At 44.6% G+C, this 20,175-nt stretch carries 20 protein-coding genes; 4 read left to right on the forward strand and 16 right to left on the reverse strand.

Annotated elements, in window-relative coordinates:
• Nucleotides 1–2: 2 nt before the first annotated feature.
• From traM to G7092_RS18835, 15 genes are all read right to left on the reverse strand, one after another.
• Nucleotides 3–1,076, reverse strand: a complete 1,074-nt coding sequence (gene traM, locus G7092_RS18765) for a conjugative transposon protein TraM (RefSeq protein WP_166091402.1) — start codon at nucleotides 1,074–1,076, stop codon at nucleotides 3–5.
• A 7-nt stretch (nucleotides 1,077–1,083) separates the two neighbouring features.
• Nucleotides 1,084–1,308 (reverse strand): hypothetical protein, encoded by a 225-nt coding sequence (locus tag G7092_RS18770; RefSeq protein ID WP_166091404.1) that lies wholly within the window; start codon nucleotides 1,306–1,308, stop codon nucleotides 1,084–1,086.
• A complete protein-coding gene (traK, locus tag G7092_RS18775) occupies nucleotides 1,305–1,928 on the reverse strand; it encodes a conjugative transposon protein TraK (RefSeq protein ID WP_166091405.1) in 624 nt (207 codons plus the stop codon). The genes G7092_RS18770 and traK overlap by 4 nt, the downstream gene beginning before the upstream one ends.
• A 44-nt stretch (nucleotides 1,929–1,972) precedes the next feature.
• Nucleotides 1,973–3,172, reverse strand: coding sequence for a conjugative transposon protein TraJ (traJ, locus tag G7092_RS18780; RefSeq protein WP_166091406.1), 1,200 nt, complete (start codon nucleotides 3,170–3,172; stop codon nucleotides 1,973–1,975).
• On the reverse strand, nucleotides 3,169–3,843 hold the full coding sequence (locus G7092_RS18785) for a TerB family tellurite resistance protein (RefSeq protein WP_166091407.1): 675 nt from the start codon (nucleotides 3,841–3,843) through the stop codon (nucleotides 3,169–3,171). The genes traJ and G7092_RS18785 overlap by 4 nt, the downstream gene beginning before the upstream one ends.
• Nucleotides 3,830–4,471: a hypothetical protein gene (locus G7092_RS18790; protein ID WP_166091408.1), complete on the reverse strand. Its 642-nt coding sequence runs from the start codon at nucleotides 4,469–4,471 to the stop codon at nucleotides 3,830–3,832. The genes G7092_RS18785 and G7092_RS18790 overlap by 14 nt, the downstream gene beginning before the upstream one ends.
• Complete coding sequence (locus G7092_RS18795; RefSeq protein ID WP_235953892.1) at nucleotides 4,458–5,138, reverse strand: conjugal transfer protein TraI; 681 nt, start codon at nucleotides 5,136–5,138, stop codon at nucleotides 4,458–4,460. Before G7092_RS18795 ends, G7092_RS18790 begins: the two co-directional genes overlap by 14 nt.
• A gap of 112 nt (nucleotides 5,139–5,250) precedes the next feature.
• The gene (locus G7092_RS18800) at nucleotides 5,251–5,625 is read right to left on the reverse strand and encodes a hypothetical protein (RefSeq protein ID WP_166091410.1); all 375 of its coding nucleotides are present in this window, start codon (nucleotides 5,623–5,625) and stop codon (nucleotides 5,251–5,253) included.
• Between the two features lie 5 nt (nucleotides 5,626–5,630).
• Nucleotides 5,631–8,093 (reverse strand): TraG family conjugative transposon ATPase, encoded by a 2,463-nt coding sequence (locus tag G7092_RS18805; protein WP_166091411.1) that lies wholly within the window; start codon nucleotides 8,091–8,093, stop codon nucleotides 5,631–5,633.
• A 4-nt stretch (nucleotides 8,094–8,097) separates the two neighbouring features.
• On the reverse strand, nucleotides 8,098–8,412 hold the full coding sequence (locus G7092_RS18810; protein WP_166091412.1) for a DUF4133 domain-containing protein: 315 nt from the start codon (nucleotides 8,410–8,412) through the stop codon (nucleotides 8,098–8,100).
• A gap of 11 nt (nucleotides 8,413–8,423) precedes the next feature.
• Nucleotides 8,424–8,756: a DUF4134 domain-containing protein gene (locus G7092_RS18815; RefSeq protein WP_166091414.1), complete on the reverse strand. Its 333-nt coding sequence runs from the start codon at nucleotides 8,754–8,756 to the stop codon at nucleotides 8,424–8,426.
• Between the two features lie 51 nt (nucleotides 8,757–8,807).
• Nucleotides 8,808–9,407: a hypothetical protein gene (locus G7092_RS18820; RefSeq protein ID WP_166091415.1), complete on the reverse strand. Its 600-nt coding sequence runs from the start codon at nucleotides 9,405–9,407 to the stop codon at nucleotides 8,808–8,810.
• A gap of 170 nt (nucleotides 9,408–9,577) precedes the next feature.
• On the reverse strand, nucleotides 9,578–10,438 hold the full coding sequence (locus G7092_RS18825; protein ID WP_166091416.1) for an RteC domain-containing protein: 861 nt from the start codon (nucleotides 10,436–10,438) through the stop codon (nucleotides 9,578–9,580).
• Nucleotides 10,439–10,634: 196 nt separating this feature from the next.
• Entirely contained in the window at nucleotides 10,635–11,585 is a 951-nt protein-coding gene (locus tag G7092_RS18830) for a response regulator transcription factor (protein ID WP_166091417.1), read from the reverse strand.
• 39 nt (nucleotides 11,586–11,624) lie between these two features.
• Nucleotides 11,625–12,206, reverse strand: coding sequence for a GNAT family N-acetyltransferase (locus G7092_RS18835; RefSeq protein ID WP_166091418.1), 582 nt, complete (start codon nucleotides 12,204–12,206; stop codon nucleotides 11,625–11,627).
• 516 nt (nucleotides 12,207–12,722) lie between these two features.
• Here G7092_RS18835 and G7092_RS18840 point away from each other — a divergent pair.
• From G7092_RS18840 to G7092_RS18855, 4 genes are all read left to right on the forward strand, one after another.
• A complete protein-coding gene (locus G7092_RS18840) occupies nucleotides 12,723–13,067 on the forward strand; it encodes a hypothetical protein (RefSeq protein WP_166091419.1) in 345 nt (114 codons plus the stop codon).
• A gap of 69 nt (nucleotides 13,068–13,136) precedes the next feature.
• On the forward strand, nucleotides 13,137–17,483 hold the full coding sequence (locus tag G7092_RS18845) for a CusA/CzcA family heavy metal efflux RND transporter (RefSeq protein ID WP_166091420.1): 4,347 nt from the start codon (nucleotides 13,137–13,139) through the stop codon (nucleotides 17,481–17,483).
• 1 nt (nucleotide 17,484) lies between these two features.
• On the forward strand, nucleotides 17,485–18,657 hold the full coding sequence (locus G7092_RS18850) for an efflux RND transporter periplasmic adaptor subunit (RefSeq protein WP_166091421.1): 1,173 nt from the start codon (nucleotides 17,485–17,487) through the stop codon (nucleotides 18,655–18,657).
• Nucleotides 18,650–19,894 (forward strand): MFS transporter, encoded by a 1,245-nt coding sequence (locus tag G7092_RS18855; RefSeq protein ID WP_166091422.1) that lies wholly within the window; start codon nucleotides 18,650–18,652, stop codon nucleotides 19,892–19,894. Before G7092_RS18850 ends, G7092_RS18855 begins: the two co-directional genes overlap by 8 nt.
• On the opposite strand, the gene G7092_RS18860 is transcribed toward G7092_RS18855, so the two are convergent.
• Nucleotides 19,891–20,130 carry a hypothetical protein gene (locus tag G7092_RS18860; RefSeq protein WP_166091423.1) on the reverse strand — a complete coding sequence of 80 codons (240 nt, stop codon included), beginning with the start codon at nucleotides 20,128–20,130 and terminating at the stop codon, nucleotides 19,891–19,893. The genes G7092_RS18855 and G7092_RS18860 overlap by 4 nt on opposite strands.
• Nucleotides 20,131–20,175 lie beyond the last annotated feature (45 nt).

Genomic DNA, 20,175 nt, shown 5'->3' on the forward strand with positions numbered 1-20,175 from the left:
CGCTATTTTTGCTGATTATTACGCAGTAAGACCGTTTCGTTACCTTTTAGCTTCACCCTTATCTTTTTGACCTTTTTACCCAACAGCCCTTTTGCCGCCGAAATACCGGCTGTCGCCGCCTGTGTCGAAAGCGATTGATCCATAGAAAGGAACTGCATATTTTCCAAAGCGCCATTTGCACCATCCCCGGCAGCCCCCGCTAATTCCGCTTCCGGCGCATTGATGCCCGCCAGGCCGTCGAGCGAAAACACGGTGAGATTAACCGGGATGATCGTTGTGCCTAAACGGATGTTCTTAATATCCAGTAAGAGCCTTTGATTAGTTAAGGCACACATACCGGATAATGCCTGGCCTTTCGGAAAAGTAATGCCGTTAATAGTAACCGTATCTTTCAGCTTCAATCTGACAACACCGCCTGGCGGTATCTTTTGATTGCCGTCGATGATTGCCGGTATTGCTTTAAATGCGCTGTCTGGTACAGCGGCCTCTTTTGATTTGGGTTTGTCCTTCACCAAAGGTGGGTTTTGAATTTGCATGATCTTATCGAGCATGGTATTCAGTTGTTGCATTTGCGGGTCTGGTTCACTGCTTTCCTGTTTTTGTTGCAGCAATTTTTCCAGTCTTTCGAGATCAGCAGACTTTGACGAGGCCGTATAGTCATTAGCAGGGGATTTACTAATAGGTACCGGCTGATTGATCTGCTGATTGATTTGGGCCAGGCGATTTTTGATCTGCATCTCGTTAGCTTCGGCTGTTTTTGCCGGGTCATGCTTTTGGCTAAATTTTGCAGTGTCCCAACCTAATGCGGCAAAAGCGCCTGCGGCTGTTTTAGAACGTTCGGAAGCACTGTCTCTTTTTGCGTTATCCATCAGGCTCAATTTATCCTGGGACTTATTAGTTTTTAATTTTGCGCCGGGAAGATCCGTATTGATACCCTTGTTGGCGGTAGCCGTCTGCAACTGGTTATCGTTTCTGCCGCCGCCTAATGCGTAGAACCCTAATGCTAAGAATGGAAATAACAAAAGTGGCAGGAACAATAACAATTTCCGTTTTCTTTCTTCTTGTGTTGTCATCATTATTTTTCTAAAAGTGAATAATAGCTTTAATGAGCAGCAGAAAACAGGCCCCGCCGAATAGCAGACAGAACATAACCAATGCAATGATCTTGGAATTTCGGCTCCAGTATTGCGTTTTCCTGCTCAAATAATCGGCAGCTTTACGTTGCTTATCTGCGATAAGCAGGCTTGCTCTCATCCACGCCTGTTCATCTATGGCACTGCCTGCTTTTCTTTTTTTAAATATTCTCATGGCTGTGTGCTTTTAAACTGTTCGTCCTTGTTCTCAACCGTTTCCCAACGTTCGATCAAAAAGCCATGCGGGTTATTGTCGCTGCGGCCTACATTTCGTAAAAAACCTTGTGTGATCAGGCTGCGGGTGGTAGTCGATGTGCTTCTGATCAGTTTTTCCGTAGCGTAGCACGTAAAAGCGTAAGGATATTGGTTCACATCCAGCTTAATGCTGTCAACCGCGATCTGCTGACTGATATTACCGGAGATCAGGTTGTTATAATAACCCGCTTCGCGTAAATTGTCATAGGCGGTCTTTGCGCTGCCATCCGCTAAATACAAAGCTTTATTGATGGTAGCTTGTATCTGTTTGTCATCAGGGTCGAGGTTAAAAAAGTCCTCGTGAAACGTCTTGATGTGATCGCGGCATTCCACGGGAACGTTATCCTTGCGACCTGATGCAATGGCCTCTAAAGCCTTGCCGTTAGCCAGTACGTAAATGTGGTTTTTAAAATTGTCCGAACTTTGATAGCTTTTATAAACCGCAAAGCAGGTTATGGCGATGCAAGCGAAAATCAGTAGGTAACTAAACAGCTTGATATGCTTAAAAGCAGTGTCGATATTTTTAAATTGTTGAAACATAAGCCTCCTAACCCCGTTGCCGGGCTTTAATGGTCATTAAATAATTAGCTTTCTTTGCCGGATAGCCGGTCTTTTTGATAGCTGTTGCCTGCACCCCGATAGCCCTCCATAAAATTTTTAGGTGCATTAATGAGATTGGCACCGCCTTGTTCCATCCGGTCGCCAATAGCTCCCCCGGCTGCGGATGCTGCGCCGACGGTCGTGGTGACAGTGCTCGCCGCTACACTGGTAACTTTCGTTAATAAACCATTACCGCCGTGTGCATGTATCACATAATTGGCTACGCTCGGTACCGAGAAATACCCGACTATTCCAATGCAGAGAAATATCAAATATGCCGTGTCTGTGGACGAAAAGAAGGTATCACCTGCGCTTTGTATCTGCGAAATATCCAGCTTGATCATTTGCTGTTGCACCTGGCCGATGATACTGCCGAAGATATTCGCGATAGGCAGCCACAAAAAGATATTGATATAGCGTGCTATCCATTGCTGTAAGGAGTGCTGTAAACCATCAAAGACAGCGAAGCCAAATACGAGCGGGCCAAGTATGGCCAGTACGATCAGGTAAAAGGTGCGTATCGTGTTGATACAAAGTATCGCTGCCGCATATAATACCTGCAAAATTTCGGACATCCATTGTTTAATGCTGTTCTTAAAATTGTAGGCTTGCTTGTCCATCCAAAATTTTACGTCATTCCCGATAGATGCTAAAGTGCCCTCGTTCTGGCCGTTCTGATCGTCAGGATGGGTATACTTATACCACTTTTGCCTGTCACCCTGGCCATCGTCGCCAATGTACATTTGGTAGGCACTGCTGTTCTTTATGGCGTCCTGCTTTTGTTTGAGTAAAAGGGCAATGCTATTATCGGAATTGGTTACCATTGCACCGGTAGCTGAAACAATGGGTTGCATGATGCCATTCATTAAGCTAATAACGAGCGGGAACATCATAATCGCCATGCCTAATGCGAAAGGCCGTAAGAGCGGGTAAAAGTCCAGCGGTTCCGCATGAGCGATTTGCCGCCACACTCTTGAAGCGATATACCATAAGGCAGCAAAACCCGCAATCCCTCTTGCAGCGTCGATCAGGTTGCTGCACATGGGTATCATCGTATTGTAGACGTTATTCAATATCGGCTGCATCCCTTTGAGGCTGCTGGCGATATCCTGTGCACTCGCTGTTGTGGCGGCACTGCTCAAAATGAGCATTGCTGCGCCTGTAAATAATATTTTCCTTTTCATGGGTACAGCGTTTTTAAGTTATTGACTTCGTTCTGTTCCTGCTGGCGTTGCAGCGCCATGACGCTTACACGGCTGTTAAAATCTCTTAGAAATGACAGTTTATCATTGCTCGAAGCGTAAATGCGGTCAATTGCCAATAGCCGTTCGTCGTCGCTCATCCGCATTTTAGAAGCGGTAATAACGTTGGCCAGGTCGTTCACATCGTTAAGCGCCGCACCCGTGAGTTGGGCGTAAACTTTTGCCAGATAGTTAAGCTCATCGGCATTGAAATGCCCCCCGCCCTGAAACTGCCTGTAAGCTTTTTTGTATTCCGTTAAGATGTTCGCTTCGTCGGCTATGATGTCCGCCACCCTTGCATATTTGGCTATTTCGGGGTTGACCTGCAATAAAGCGTTCAAAAAGATCGAATGCAGGTTGAAATTCCCTTGTGACAGATCTTTTACCTGTCCATAACCTTGCGTCAAAATAGAATAGCCCTGTTGCATATCTGAAAGAATAGCTTTAAACTGGGTCAGCTTTTCAATATCCAGTAACAGTTGCTGCATATCCTGACCAGTAGATATTTGTGCGTTGGCGCACTGAAAGCTTAAAGTGCACATCAAACCGCAGATCAGTCCAAGCCAAACCTTTTTTAAAATGGTGGGCTTAACAGGTCTTTTAATCGATTCCATACTGTTGTTTTAAAGTGTTTATATCATTAAGTTCCTGTTGCTGCTGCAATAAGAGTGTTCTGACTTGCGCGCAAAACGATAGTGTAAAAGCATATTTATCTTTCATGCGTACATAGATCATATCGAGCCGCTTTATACGTTCATCATCCGTCATTTGCGCCTCGCCGTTGGTAATGACCAATTGCAGTTCTGAAAGGTCTTTATTACATTCGTCCAGCACCTTTGCTTTAACACTGGCGATATAATCACGGTTATCTTCATCAAGTCCCGCTAACTTATTCAGGTGGTCAAACCGCGCCGGAATTTGTGTGGCATAGGCCATGATGCTATCCGCTTTGGAGTTGCCCTTTATAGTTGGATTTACTGTTTTAAGCGATGTGTAATAGTCGCTATGCAAACCGTACTCACCTTTAATATAGCCGCCTATGTTACGTAATCCATTTTGTGAGATCGCATAGCCTTGCTTGACGTATGAGCCGTATTGCTTCAGTGCAGCGATTTGCTGTGTCAGGTACTTGATTTGCGTTTTCTTTTGGGAAAACCATTCCGCAAATGTCTGTGCCCTGACAGAAACCGAAAGGGCGCAAAGCAGGCAGATCAGCATTGCTCTTAGCTTAGTCGATTCCATAATAGCGTTTTAAGGTGCTGATTTCATTCTCGTCCCTGGCCCGCTGTATGCTCAACAGGTAGTTTTGATTGTTGAATTGTTTGAGGTCGCTGCAATTGGTGTCCACACGGTCGGCCGCCTTGTCAATCAGTTCCAACCTTTTAGCATCGCTCATCTGCGTTTTAAAAGAGTTGATGACGACCAAAACTTCATCGAGGTTTTTTACGCTCTCCTGTAAGATGCCGGAATAAACGGATTGCATATAGCTGAGTTCTTCGGCATTAAAATGCTTATCCTGTTTGAGCAGGTTCCAGGCATGATTATACTGGCCGACCAAAGCCGCCTGCTCTTGGGTGATGCCCTTGATACGCTCGTAATAGGCGATGACGGATTTAACCTCCCAAAGCTCCTTGTAATAGCCGTCATAAAGATCTTTTTGTTTTTGCGACCAATCGGATATTTCCGTTAGCTTCAGTTTGGATAATTGATTTTCGAGCGCTTTTTGTGCGTTTTGCAGCCAGATCGTTTGGTTCTGCATTCGCTGTACCTGTAGATCGATAGCACGGATAACCCTGCCTACGGTTTCGCCAAGTACCGATCCGATGATGGCCTGCGCATCCGCGCCTTTCGGCAGCGATACGAATACGGTTACAGCCGACAAGGGCAATATGACCATGTACTTTTTCATGATATTTAGTTTTTTAATGGCATGTAAAATCCCTCTGGGAATATTCATAAGCCTCCCTTACGCCCCTAAAAAGGGGCGTTATTTAATGGTTAATAAATTTGATTAATTGATTTTAGTTGACCTTGTGATAGGCAAAGCCCTTGATGGTCAAGGCATTGTTTTTAACGTCAACGTGATAGATCCTGCCGGTTGTCGTTTCGTCTAATTCCTGTTTGGTTTCGTCCCAGGCAGCATCGAGATGTTGAACTTTATGTTTTTTTGGCAGCAGCTTTCCGTCCCTGATCGCCTGGTAAGTGGTTCTTTGGGTGATCTGGTAACTGGTTCCATCGGCATGTTGAATGATCAGCGTGTCGTCAGCAACACCGTATTCACCTTTGGAATTTTGCACATAAGTGCCGGGAATGAAGTCTTGCTTGCTTTTGCCTGGGTTTTGGCAGGCAGCCAGTAACAATAAACAAGCTGCCATGATCTTAAATGTTGCTTTCATCATCTTCAGTTTTTGGTTCTCATTTCCATTGCCAGCATGGCAATGCCTTTTTGTATGCTGCCGTACTTAGCGGCGTATTGATGTACTTTTACCTTTTCGCTTTCTTCCGTTGTATAGGCTAAATATTCCTCCAAACTTACCTCTGTCCGGTAAACTTTAGAGAATTGCCCCAACGAAATAAAGACCTCTTTGTATTTGCGCCTTGGATCGTTGGACTTGTTCATAGAAAGTATCATTGCCTTTTCCTTGTCCGTGAGGCCCAGCAATTCCTGTATCGCGTCAAACTTATTCTGATACTTACTTTGGTCAAGCAAGATCTTACAGTCACTGTTATTAATGATCGCCTGTTTGACTACAGGGCTGCTGATAATATCCTCAACCTCCTGAGTTACAACGATAGGTTCACCATAAAACTTGCGCATGGTCTTGTATAAATACCTGATATATTCAGCCATTCCCTCTTTTGCAATAGCTTTCCAACATTCCTCAATCAATACAACCTTGCGGATGCCGGGTAGTTTTCTCATTTTAGAAATGATCATTTCCATAATGATCAGGGTAACTACCGGGAATAGTATAGGATGGTCTTTACAGGCATCTATTTCAAATACAATGAACCTTTCATGCAGCAGGTCGAGGTTTTCCGTTGCATTGAGCAGGTAGTCAAATTCACCGCCGCGATAGTAAGGGTTCAGTACATACAGGAAGTTGGCCACGTCAAAATCTTTTTCTTTAACCTTGCCATCTTCCAGTACTTGCAGGTAATGCTCCATCAGGTATTCATAGAAAGTGTTGAAGCAAGGGAAAATATCAGGATAGGTGTCGAGGTGTTTATAGTAGCCGGTAAGCGCATTGGATATGGCCACATATTCTGATCTGCGGTACGGTTCATCATCCTTTTTCCAAAGCGCTAAAAGCAAAGTTTTAATACTTTCCTTTTTCTCCGTGTCCAGTACATCGCCATCGGCCAGATGAAAAGGATTGAATTTGATCGGGTCACTTTCCGAATAAGTAAAGTAATAGCCTCCGGCCAGTTCACACAAACCGCGATAACTGTGACCGATATCCATGACCACGATATGGGCACCCTGCTCGAAATAGGAACGGAGCAGGTGATTTGTCCAAAAACTTTTGCCTGAACCTGACGGCCCTAATGTAAACTTGGAGCGGTTAGTTGTCCATCCTAAACGCATCGGCTCGTCCGAAATATCCACATGAACAGGCTTCCCGGTAAGCCGGTCACCTAAGCGGATGCCAAAGGGACTTATGCTGTCGCGGTAATTGGTTTCCAGGTTAAAAAAGCATGTGGCCTGCTCTACGAACGTATCAAATGTTTCGTTCATCGGAAAGTCCGCCTCGTTGCCCGGCATCCCTGCGAACCATATTTGCGGCGCACCGTCGGTTTCCTGTTTGGCGGTCGCATCCATCTGGGCCATAGCCGAACTGACCAGATTTTTGAGGTCTTTTACTTTGGCCTCATCATCCGACCAGGCTAAAACATTGAAGTGGGCTTTGACAGGCAAGCGCTGCTGGCCAATGGCCTCATTCAGAAAATCGTTGACGGCATCGCGGCTGATCGCATTTTCACGGGAATAACCCGACAAGGATTGCAGGCGTAATTTCTTTGCTTCCAAACGCTTGATCGTTTTTTGACTGTCCTCAATGAATACGTATTGATTGAGGATGTGGTTGCAGTTAAGCAACTGGCCCAACGGCGAAGCAAAGCCGATACTGAACTTTGTCCGGTCGGTGCTGTATTTATCGTAATTGATGCGGCTGCCGCAAAGCGCGGGCAAATCTTCTACATCGGCCAATGTGTAAAGTTCGCAATGATTGTTTCCGATCCTGATCTCGTCCTTAATGTGAATATCCTGCAATACCGGTCGTTTGCCGGGAGTGGAAAGAAAGCAATAGCGCTCTATTGCCCCGGCTTTTTCCGTTGTCCCCGCCAGTTCATCATTATTCATACGTGCAAGCGTAAGAAAGCCGCTGTCTTTTAAAATGCGCTCGAATTGACCCGCGCTGTCCAGAAAGTCCTTAAAATTAACAGGATTGATCGTTTGCTGCGGTACGATGCTTTTGCGTAACAGGTTGCTGTACACGGATGACCCTAATTTCCTGTCCTTTGGCTTTTGGGTCAGGTAGATATAGCAATGATGCTCCAGGCATTCACGCTCGTTAAAGAAACGCTCGCTTGACCGTGAAAGGAAACTTTTACCCGCCTTTTCAAAATCGGCCTTAAAGCTGCTTTCGGTGAACCAATCTTGTTTATGGAAGATACTTCCTTGTGGCAGTAATCTTATGGCCTTAACCCAAGCCTGATGATAGGCTTCGTAATCGCGGTCGGAAAGGGTAAATATTTCCGGCAATGTCACCTCAAACCCGATAGTGATATCTCCCTGGGCAGAAAGTATCGTGCCGTTCTCGACTTTGGTTAAGGGCAGAATTTTTCCTATTTCTATTCCCATGATGTTATTTTTTAAGATTTATAAATACCTGCCTTGACCTGAACGTGAGATATTCGGGTAATTGTTGTTTGGCCAAATGTTTGGAAAGGCCATGTTCGCCGTATGTATTGCTTAAACGAAAAACGGTAAAAAACAAAGCTGTACCTAACCCGACGATCAAAGGCAGAATGACCCAAAGGCTCAACCCGCATATATACAGGATGGCGAAACTGATCAGCAGAACGACCAGCCCTATAGCCAAATAGGCGATGTATTGTGCTTTCAGCCCCTTGAAAACTATTGGCTTCGATACGCCTTTATTGATCTGGTAGAGTGACATAACTTTGAATTTTAAAGGCCAAAAAATGATTTAAGGACGGTGGCAACAACGACTAAGAAAACACATGAACCAAACCAGGCGGCGGCAACCTTATTGGTATCGGGCTCACCCGCATTCCATTTGTTAAAAACCTTTATAGCGCCGATTATGCCGACTACGGCACCAATGGCATACATCAGGTTACAGCCACTTTCAAAATAGCTTTTAACCTGTGTGGTAGCTGAATTGATGCCGGAATTTCCGTCTTGAGCGAAGCAGTAATTAATGGTGAACAGCGCTGCAGCAAACATTAATGTTTTTAAAAGGGCCTGTTGTTTCAGGGTATATGGGATGTGATTTTTCATTATTAATTTTTTTAGATAAAAAATGACTTTTTTAAAATTGGGGTGAAGCACTTAGGCCCAAAGGCTGTCAAGTTCTTCGTCGGTGATGCTGAAAGGCAGGTATTCGCGGATATAATCATTTAATGCCTGCTGATTTGAAGTGCCGCGAATACGCTGATACTTGGAGCTTACTAAAGCAAAAAGGGATAAAAAATCTGCCTTTGTGCCTTTTTCTGTTTCCAGAATGTGGAAGATACTTTTGAGTTCTTCGATCACATCAGGTATTACGCCTTGCTGGCTTTCCCGGTCATCGTCCCCGGCGTCATTTTTAAATTGATCCTCCTCATGCCTGATTGCTACTGTTTCCTGTTCCTGAGCTTCTTCGCTTACGCCAGGTGCAAAGCCAAACATGCTCATGCTAACCTTTGTCATTCCCTCTGGCATCGCTGATTTACCCACCAAGTCGTCCTGCTCGTTTTCAGGCTCTTCCTCAAAATCCTCGTCCCAAGCATGGCCCAATGGTTCCGGCGGGTCGTTATCCCTTTTCTTACCTTGCAGCAGATCCTGTAGCCGTTGCCGGTAAAAGACCTGGATAATAACCGCGTACCAGATCGCTGTCAGGATGGTGGCGGCAACTAAAAATTGCTGCCATGTGAAATGTTGTAGTACCATAATAATTTGCTTTTTATCCCGGCACACCATTATGCCGGGATTTTCAAAAGCAAATTTTCAAAGACTGCAAATTTTGGTTTGAACCATTGAGGGATATCCCTTAAATAAACAATAAGCGATTGAAAATTAATTGATTATGCGATGGCTTTTTAAGCTCAATGGTCATGTCCTTACCTGATTGATTCAAACTCGTCATCTTTATCCAATTTCAGGATTACACTTTCTTTCATTTCATCCAGGTATTTCGTCCGGCTGAGTCTTTTTCTGCGGCGTAATTCGGAAAGCCGCTTAGAAGGAATGCCAATTTTAACCTGAAGCTTATCTTCCAACCATCGGAAGATTTCAGTCAGGGTGGCCGTGCCGTTGTTGAGTTGTTTTGTATGAAAGATGCCGATGCCGATCTCCGCAAGATTGATGGTGTCGCCTGTCCATTTCATTTCATCGGGTTCGCTCGACAACTGTAAAGGTGAAGCGGGATTTTTCTTGAGGTAAAGCAACTTTTCTATGACCCATGCTTTGAGCATTTCAAAAGCTTTGAACTTAGAGAAAAGATAGTCGCAACTTGTTGCAAAAGTTGGGTTTACGTCCGGTACTTCGGGCAGGAGAACGCTTTGAACTTGTTCGCCGCGTATAAAGTAGATATTATCCAGTTCATCGGCATCCAGTTTATAGTATTGATATAAAAATGCGTACTGCTGAAAGAAACGTTCAAAATAGTGTAGTTCCTGATTCAGATAATTCACTTGCTTATCTGTATCGCCGATTGGAAAACCGGTTTCAATCGTGTAGAGTTCCGTAAAGTAGATCTGCCATTGATAAAAAGATGGTTTGACGTACTTGAAAAAGTTGATTTGCTCTTCTACATTTTTAAATGGGTGGGTTCCTAAAAACTCTTTCAATTTGTTTAGGGCCTGCCTGATCAGCTTTAATGCCTTTGTCAATTTTTCAAGCGGCTCATGATTCTGGAACGATAAATGTTCCAAATCCTGTTCCAACTGATTTAACAGCCGGGAATTTTGTTCCTGTAACATTTAGAAATATTATTTAAGTAAGACCTGCCTTGCCCGTTCACTGGCGACAACTTTCCACTTAGGCAGGAAATGCGTAAATTTTTTCCATAGGTTTCATTTTAAACTGATTAGCAAAAAAGGAAACCAAAATTATGATCGAAGAACAATACAAAAAATACCAAAAAGGTGTAAATCTGCTACTAAAAAAGTGGTAATTTTATATAAAAAGTGCCAAGAAGATATTAAAATGCAGGTTTTGCAACTTATAGATCATAGCTGCGCGGTTTTTAACTTTCATTTTTCGGAAAGTATTGTAGATGTGCTTTTTTACGGTTTCTTCAGAAATATGTAAGGTATCGGCTATTTCTTTATTACTCAATCCTTTTAATATCGCCTGTACTATTTCTATTTCCATTTTAGTTAGTTGATACCTAATGAAATTTTCCTGTAGAATTTCCGGTGTAGTGCCATCCATATTTAACTTCAATATACGCCGGTATTCACAACGTGCTCTTTTTACAGATTTCCAGATAAATAAACAACTTATCGCAACGATACCTGTGTTGGTACACAATACTTCAATCAATTGGCTTTGTTCGACAAAACCGAAAAACGCCAGTGCTGCCCACGGGCTGATGGCCAGATACATAGCAGTCTCTTCGAGGTATTTTTTATGATTCCGGCTTTCTTGTTGTTTCTGTCTGATCGCTCGAAACATCACCCAAAGCAATACCAGCGCGTAGATAAATGGTACGATCATTCCATACTTTAAATCTATTTGGAGATGTCCGTTTATCGCATAATCAATTACAAAGAAGATGACGTAGGGAAGCATCAAGAATAAAGGAACGCCATAGTAGGCGTGCCAACGTAGTGACTTCAATTCAAAAGCTTTATAAAAATAGAATGGGAAATAGGAAGCCATTAGAAATCCGCTGCCATAAGCGACCATTTCCTGCAACTCAATGGATATTTTGATGTTCGGGTCTGGAAAAAGCCCGCCGGTGATATTATAGAAAAGCATTAGCACCAGCAATATCAAGTACCATAAACGGTTTCTGTCCTCCGGTCTGAAGAGGTAGTAAAAAAACTGGAAACTGAGCATCATAAGTTCCAGTACAATAAAAATGAAAGTAACGATATGAATTTGTGTTCTGAAGACGAGCATATAATAAGGTGGTTAGGTTTATTCTGTTCTAAGTATCCGCTAAAATTTATGCGCCAATCTTTTTAAAAAATACAGGGTATAGGTTAAATCAAGCTGGTCATAGGTGGTAAAGCCGTAGCGTTCATACCAGGGTAGATTTTTTAGGGTTGATGTTTCAAGGTAGACGGGTAACTGCCGGGTTTCCGCAAGGGTGATGACCTCCTGTAAAAGCTTACTTCCCATGCCTTTTCCTTGTTCTGATGGCTCAACGCCGATAAACCATAAATAAGCCATTGGTTCTTTCGCCTGCTTGGATTTGATCTTCTTTTCCCGGTCAAGCGCCTTTTTAATGCCGCCAATTCCAATGGCTTTAAATATCAATTGAACATCCAGTAAAATAGCGGATAATGTGGTTTTCTTGTTCTGAGGGTAAAGTAAAAGGGCGCATGCCTTTCGGTCGTCTGAAAGCCACACTTCACCGAATAAGGAACACATTTCAAATGAATAATCCATTAAGGCTGCAATGCGCTCTTTTCTTTTATCATCATTGAGGACGATATAATTTACACTTTGGTTATCCTCAAATGCTTTGGTGAGCAATTGAACCACCGATTTTTTGTCAACAATATCTGCTTTTATCATAGGTATATAAAATAGATGTCAGTACTATTTTTGATCACGGGCAGGCAGACCAAATAGCATAATAGTATAGGTAACAGTATTAAATAGGGGATTTAATATATACTTCAATATTATTAAGTGTTACGCAAAATTACTCCCAAAGGTTGTTTTTGCGCCAAATTTTGACATGTAAATTACTTTATAGTTAATGTTTTAATTCAACTAAACGACCTGCCGCTGTCGTGAATTAGTAAAAAACGGGTAGGAGTAGCATTGATCAAGCACCAACTACTTTCATATCTTTTAATTGAGAATAAACTTTTAAAAACCTAAAAAATACCTGAGAAGGTAAATATTAAAAATCTGATAACTAATTTCCTCTGTTAGAACTATTACCAGCTGATGGCAATCCTTCATCTGAATTAAACCGAATCAATATTTCAAACCATAAATAATACTTAATTAATTTTTTAGTTTTTACACCGCAGTTGTAACTTGATGTAGCAGTTCTAAGCAATTATCTACTATATTTGAAATATGAAGCTATGGATCAGCAGAATTTTTTTTATAACAGGATTAACCCTGTTACTGTTCCATAATATAGTGGCTCACCATCACGATGATGACCATGAAGATCATATCACCCATCATGACAACGATGCGCTGGAGCATGCAAAAGTAGATCATATCTTTTCTCCACAGGTTTATCATTTTGACGGCTTGCAAGCGATTGTTCCAGAAATCGTTTACAAGCCGGAATACAGCTTTATACATTTTCCAATAACAATTCCTATTCAGCCGGTCATCCTGCCTGATGAGCCCTATCCACCAGGTTGGGTTACTGATGAAACCATTCTTCGCGGCCCTCCTGTAAACTGTTAATACCTGCTGTTCTCACAGCGTAAGGCTACGCCTTTGTCTTTTAAGCATTAACAGTAATTCCTATTCTTCATGTTAAATAAAATTATTGAGTTTTCCGTACGGAATAAGCTCATCGTCGGCCTGTTTATATTCGGCCTGATCTGCTTCGGTATTTACGAGGTCAAGCGCCTGCCGATAGATGCCGTACCCGATATTACCGATAACCAGGTACAGATCATTACCCGCACACCCTCATTAGGTGCGCCTGATGTAGAGCGCTTTATTTCTTTTCCTATTGAACAATCCTGCCGCAATATCCCGGATGTCAAAGAGATCCGCAGCTTTTCACGCTTCGGTTTATCCGTAGTAACCATCGTATTCGAGGAAAAAGCCGAGATCTATTGGGCCAGGCAGCAGGTCGCTGAACGCCTTACCGATATAGCGGGCGATATTCCTACCGAATATGGCAAGCCCGAAATGGCACCCGTAACTACGGGCTTAGGGGAGATCTATCAGTATTCCGTCAGGGCAAAAGCCGGTTACGAGAAGAAATACGATGCGATGGCCTTGCGTACCATACAGGACTGGATCGTGCGTAAACAGCTATTAGGTTTGCCGGGCGTGGCTGATGTGAGCAGCTTTGGCGGCTACCTCAAGCAATACGAAATTTCGGTTGATCCGGCCCGCCTGAAAGCCAACAGTATTTCCATCAGTGATGTGTTTACCGCTTTGCAAAAAAATAACAACAATACGGGCGGCGCTTACATTGAACGCGGCCCGACGGTATTGTTTATCCGAAGCGAAGGCCTGGTCGGTTCGCTGGACGACATCGGCAGCATCGTGGTGAAGAACCTGCCCAATGGTACGCCATTGCTCATCCGTGATATCGGCGAAGTTGGCTTAGACCATGCCACCCGTTATGGTGCGATGACCTGGAACGGCCAGCAGGAAGTTTCCGGCGCGGTGGTGATGATGCTGAAAGGTGCCAACAGCAATGAGGTGATCAAGACCATTAAAGATAAAGTAACGCAGATTCAGAAGACCCTGCCGCAGGGTGTCGTGATCGACGCTTTCCTTGACCGTACTAAAATGGTGGATAACGCCATCGGGACAGTCGAGCGGAATTTATTGGAGGGGATCGCTATCGTACTGATCGTGCTGATCATTTTCCTGGGCAATTTTCGGGCGGCGTTAATTGTAGCCTCCGTTATTCCACTGGCGATGCTGATCGCTGTGATCCTGATGAACCTGTTCGGCGTATCAGGTAACCTGATGAGTTTGGGCGCACTGGACTTCGGGTTGATCGTAGATGGTACGGTCATTATCGTAGAGGCCATCATGCACGAAATACACTTACAAAAACGCAAAGAAGTCAGCCATGAGGAAATGGATAACGATGTGATCACTGTTTCGGCAAGGATGCGAAACGCCGCGATCTTCGGAGAACTGATTATCCTGATCGTTTACATCCCGATTTTTACCCTGCAAGGTATCGAGGGAAAAATGTTCAAACCGATGGCACAAACGGTTGCCTTTGCGCTGATCGGGGCATTTATTCTTTCCCTGACCTATGTGCCGGTGATGAGCAGCCTGTTTTTAAGCCGAAAGCAAAAAAATACGATGAATTGGTCGGATCGGATGATGGATTTTTTCCAGCGGCTTTATCACAGCGCATTGAAAAGGGTTGTCAAATTTCCAAAGACGGTGATCGCTGGTTCTGCGGTATCCTTTATAGTTGCGGTATTCGTCCTTACTAAATTAGGCGGTGAGTTTATTCCTAAACTGGAAGAGGGCGATTTCGCGATAGAAACCAGGGTGTTAACCGGCAGTGGTTTACAAACCTCGGTTCAGGCCATCAAACAAGGCTCTAAAATATTGTTGTCCAAATTCCCGGAAGTCGAGCAGGTTGTAGGCAAAACAGGAAGTTCGGAAATACCGACCGACCCCATGCCGATAGAAGCCAGTGATATGATGGTGATCCTGAAAGATAAAAGCAAGTGGACGAGCGCCAAAAGCTTTGATGAACTCACCGAAAAGATGTCAAAAGAACTGGAAGCGGTGCCGGGCGTAACTTTCGGTTTTCAATACCCGGTACAAATGCGATTTAACGAATTGATGACCGGTGCGAGGCAAGATGTGGTGTGTAAGATCTTCGGGGAGAACCTGGATACACTGGCCATCTTTGCCAAAAAATTAGGCGCTATCGCGGGCGGCATCAAAGGTGCCAGGGATATTTATGTGGAAGCCGTAACGGGTATGCCGCAGATTGTGATCCGTTACAAACGGGCCGCTATCGCCGAATACGGGCTCAATGTGGAGGATATCAACAAGATCGTCAACACTGCTTTTGCGGGCCAAAGCAGCGGTACGGTTTACGAGGGAGAAAAACGTTTTGACCTGGTGGTACGTCTGGGTGGTGAACAGCGCAAGCAGTTGAGCGATGTGCAGGATCTGCTCATTCCTACACCAACCGGCAATCAGATACCCTTGCAACAGGTGGCCGAAGTAAAGATCGAAGAAGGTCCGAACCAGATCCAACGGGAAGATGCACAACGGCGCATCATCGTCGGCTTTAATGTATTGGGCCGGGATGTGCAAAGCATTGTGGAAGAACTACAGCAAAAAGTGGATGCACAGATGAAGCTGCCGCCTGGCTACTATACCACTTACGGCGGGGCGTTTGAAAACCTTATCGCGGCTAAACAACGCTTAATGATCGCAGTTCCGGTTTCCTTAGTACTCATCTTTTTGATGCTGTATTTTGCTTTTGGCTCGATGAAGCAAGGCTTGCTTATTTTTTCTGCCGTGCCTTTATCTGCGATAGGTGGTGTGATCGCCCTGGTGTTACGCGGAATGCCCTTTAGTATCAGTGCGGGTGTCGGTTTCATTGCCCTGTTTGGTGTTGCGGTACTGAATGGGTTGGTATTGATCTCCGAGTTTAACCGCTTGCGGGCGGCAGGCTGGAATAACCTGCGCGATATTGTTTTTGAGGGCACCAAACACCGGTTAAGACCGGTATTAATGACCGCTTCTGTAGCCTCGCTCGGTTTTCTGCCAATGGCCTTAAGCAACGGCGCTGGTGCGGAAGTACAGCGGCCTTTGGCGACCGTAGTGATCGGCGGCCTGATTACTGCCACGTTCCTGACCTTATTTGTATTGCCCATTTTATATATCCTGTTTGAAAAAGGAAAATCCATGAAAGTACCCGCCAAATCCGCGGTGATCTTATTACTTACCACGCTGGGCCTGTTTGCCGGAACTGCGAAAGCGCAAACACCGATCAGCCTGAAAGCAGCGATTGATACGGCAGGTAAGAATAATCTGAACCTGAAAAGCGAGAAACTGAACGCTGAATACCTGAAAAAAAATACCGGTACAGGTGTTACCATCCCTAAAACCAACATCACCGGGGAATACGGTCAGATCAACAGTGCCTATAATGACAACCGCTTGTCGGTCGTGCAAACGGTTAACTTCCCGACGGTCTATACCCGGCAAAAGGCTTTACTAAATGCAGAGTATCGTGCCGGAGAACTGAATGTAAATCTTAGGCAACGGGAATTACAAAGACAGGTCACCGAAAATTTTTACAACATCCTTTACATGAAGCAGAAATTAGGTTTGTTATCAAATGCCGACAGCACCTATGCGCTGTTTGTCAAAAATGCCAGCCTGCGTCTGGAAAAAGGTGAAAGTAATATCCTGGAAAAGACGACTGCTGAAACCCAGCGGGCGCAGATTGCCAGGCAAACCGAAATGGTAAACTCCGACCTGATTATCGCGCGGGAACGGTTCCTGGTTTTGTTAAATACAAATACCGCCTACGAACCACAGGCCACGGATTTTAAATTACCCATGCCATTAACCACAGATACGGCATTCAGCAGCCACCCGCAGTTGCAGTATTTAGGTCAGCAGCAACAGGTTGTCAAGGCCCAAACCGAACTGGAAAAGGCAAAGTTATTACCCGACCTCAACCTGGGTTATTACAACCAAAGCTTTAACGGCACGCAAACCGTAAACGGTGCCAGCCGCACGTTCGATGGCAGCAACCGCTTTTCTTCGGTACAACTGGGCGTTTCGGTACCGCTTTTCTTTGGCGCACAGAAGAACAAGGTCAGCGCCTCTCGCATTAAAGAACAGCAGGCGCAGGTGGATTACCAGTCTGGCTTACAAGCTTTGCAGGCCCGTTACCGGCAGGCTGCGGAAGAAGTGGTTAAATATCAAAAGGCGGTGGCCTACTATGAAAAAACGGGTTTACCGAATGCCGCTTTAATTCTGAAAACCGCCAACCTGCAATTTACCGGCGGGCAGATCAATTACCTGGAATACGTATTGCTGATCAATCAGGCTACTTCCCTGCGCAGCGAGTACACCGATGCGGTCAACAGTCTTAACCAGGCCATTATTCAAATTAATTCCCTTCAAAACCAATAACATGAAACCGACTATCAAAATATATATCAACCATACGGCGGTCCTATTAATCGTATTATCGCTGTTTTCCTGCGGCGGTGGTAAACCTGACCAGGCTGAAACCAAAACGGAAACCAAGCCAAAAGCGGAAAACAGTACCACGGTAACACTGACCGATGCGCAGCGTACTACGGCTGGGATTGATACCGGCCATGCGGCCAACCGTCCCGTTGCTACAACACTGAAAGTAACAGGTGCTATTGACGTGCCGCCACAGAATATGGTCAGCATTAGTTTTCCGATGGGCGGCTATTTAAAATCGAGCAAACTGTTGCCAGGTATGCATGTGAGCAGAGGCGAAACCATCGCCATGATGGAAGACCAGCAATTTATTCAATTGCAGCAGGATTACCTGACGGCTAAGGCCAAACTGGTATACGCGCAGAAAGATTTTGAGCGCCAGCGTGACCTGAATGCGAGTAAGGCCAGTAGTGATAAGCTATTTCAACAGGCCCAGGCAGATTATTCCAGCCAGAAAATACTGGTCAGTTCTTTAGCGGAAAAGCTGCGCCTGATCGGTATGAACCCGGCCAGTGTAACGGATGGCAGTATCACCCGCAGTGCGGCAGTACGCTCGCCGATTGACGGCTATGTGAGCAAGGTCAATGTGAACATCGGTAAATACGTGAACCCGAGCGATGTATTATTTGAGATCGTTGATCCTCGGGATATACACTTGGCTTTGGACGTATTTGAAAAAGATGTGAATTTACTGCACCAGGGACAAAAAGTGATCGCATATACCAACAGCAACCCGGATAAAAAATATGAATGTACCATTGTCCTGATCGGTAAAGACCTGACCGACCAACGCAAGACGGAAGTGCACTGCCATTTTGAGCAATACGATAAAAACCTGTTGCCGGGTACTTTTATGAATGCCGAGATCGAGGTGACGGCTAACAACGCCCTGACGCTACCCGAAGATGCGATTGTAAACTTTGAGAGCAAGAGCTACGCTTTTAAAGTGACCGGTAAGAACACCTACGAGATCATGGAGATCAAACCGGGCGTAGCCAGGGAGGGTTATGTTGAATTGCTGGCGAACAGTTCCGAATTGCGGAATCAAACATTTGTGACGAAAGGCGCTTATAGCTTACTGATGAAAATGAAAAACACCGGGGAGGATGAATAACAGTAAAAACAGTAGCTGGCTGGCAGCATTCGCCGATACTTTTGTCGCGCTCAAAAATAAAGTCTTTGCGGGTTTATACTTTGCGCAGTCGGTAAGCCTGCTGGGTGATGCGGTAACCTGGGTGGGATTAGCTTTGTTGTCCTATCAATTTGGCAAGGAAAAGTCAGCGATCATCTTAGCCAGTGCCCTAACACTGCGGGTAACGGCTTTTATTATTTTCTCCCCATTCGCCGGAGTATTGGCCGACCGGGTTAGCCGGAAAACCATATTAGTAACCACGCACTTTATCCGTATGGGTATTGTCGCCTGCCTGCCATTTGTACACGCCGAATGGCAGATCTATGTCCTGGTATTTGCCCTAAATCTCTTCAACGCCTTTTTTACGCCGACCTACCGCGCGGTGATTCCGCAGGTTGTAGATAAGGAACATTACCGGCAGGCGGTAGGGTTATCTACGGCTACTTTCCAGATATTAGGTGTATTGGGGCCGGGTTTGGCGGGCATTTTAGCCGTTTGGTTCGGCGCTCGGGAGATCTTTTTTATCGATGCAGGCTCATTTATTATCGCGGGTATATTGATACTGCTGCTGCCGGGTAAAAAGCTGCAAAAGAAGGTTGATAAAAATCAAAAGACATTTTCTGCCTGGCAGGATGTGATCAACGGAATTAAACTGCTATTTGGCAATCCCATTATCCGCTTCGCGCTGATCATTGAATTTGTTTCGGCCATTGCGGGCGCCCAAATATTAGTTAATTCAGTCGGCCATATTAAAAGTAGTTTGCATTTAGATGATAAGCATTACGGCTGGGTAATGACGGCATTTGGCATTGGTGCCAGTATTGCCGCATTTGTAGCAGGCAGCCTGGATAAAACCAAAACCCGCAGATTATCGCTGATTGTTGGCGCATTGATACTGGCGATCACGATCTCTATTACCAACTTTGTGAGTTTTCCTATCATGTTAATATTATGGGTCTTTGCCGGTTTAGGACAGAGTTTAGCGGAAATGCCGTCAGAAACTTTGATCGGTGAAAATATAGCGGAAAATGAACAGGGAAAGGTTTACGGCTCGCATTTTGCCTTTTCCCATCTCTGGTGGGCTATTGCTTATCCGATAGCCGGGTTTACAGGAAGTCATTTTCCAGGTAAGGATTTTTTATATGGAGGGATTATTTCCCTGTTGCTCTTAGTAGTATCGCTGTTTTTTGTGAAACGGAATAAAAACAGTATGGCCTAAGCAGGCTGACATTTATCGATGGCCTCACCGATCTTTAACAGGAGTCCCTCGTCTAAATCAAAAGATGCTTTTTCGTAATGCCAGCCTTTAGCCGGTGTTTTAATGATATTCATGGTTTTTCCGGCTAATACCTGGATTGTTAAAGTTTCATTTGTCAGTTCAACTTTGATGACCTGCACGTAATGATTCACATCCTGATAGCTGACTTTGAGCACAATGCCGGGCTTTACTTTCATATTTACTAAAATACGGCATTCCGCCCACAATTACTTTGCGTAATC

The sequence above is a fragment of the Mucilaginibacter inviolabilis genome, assembly GCF_011089895.1.
Lineage (GTDB): Bacteria > Bacteroidota > Bacteroidia > Sphingobacteriales > Sphingobacteriaceae > Mucilaginibacter > Mucilaginibacter inviolabilis.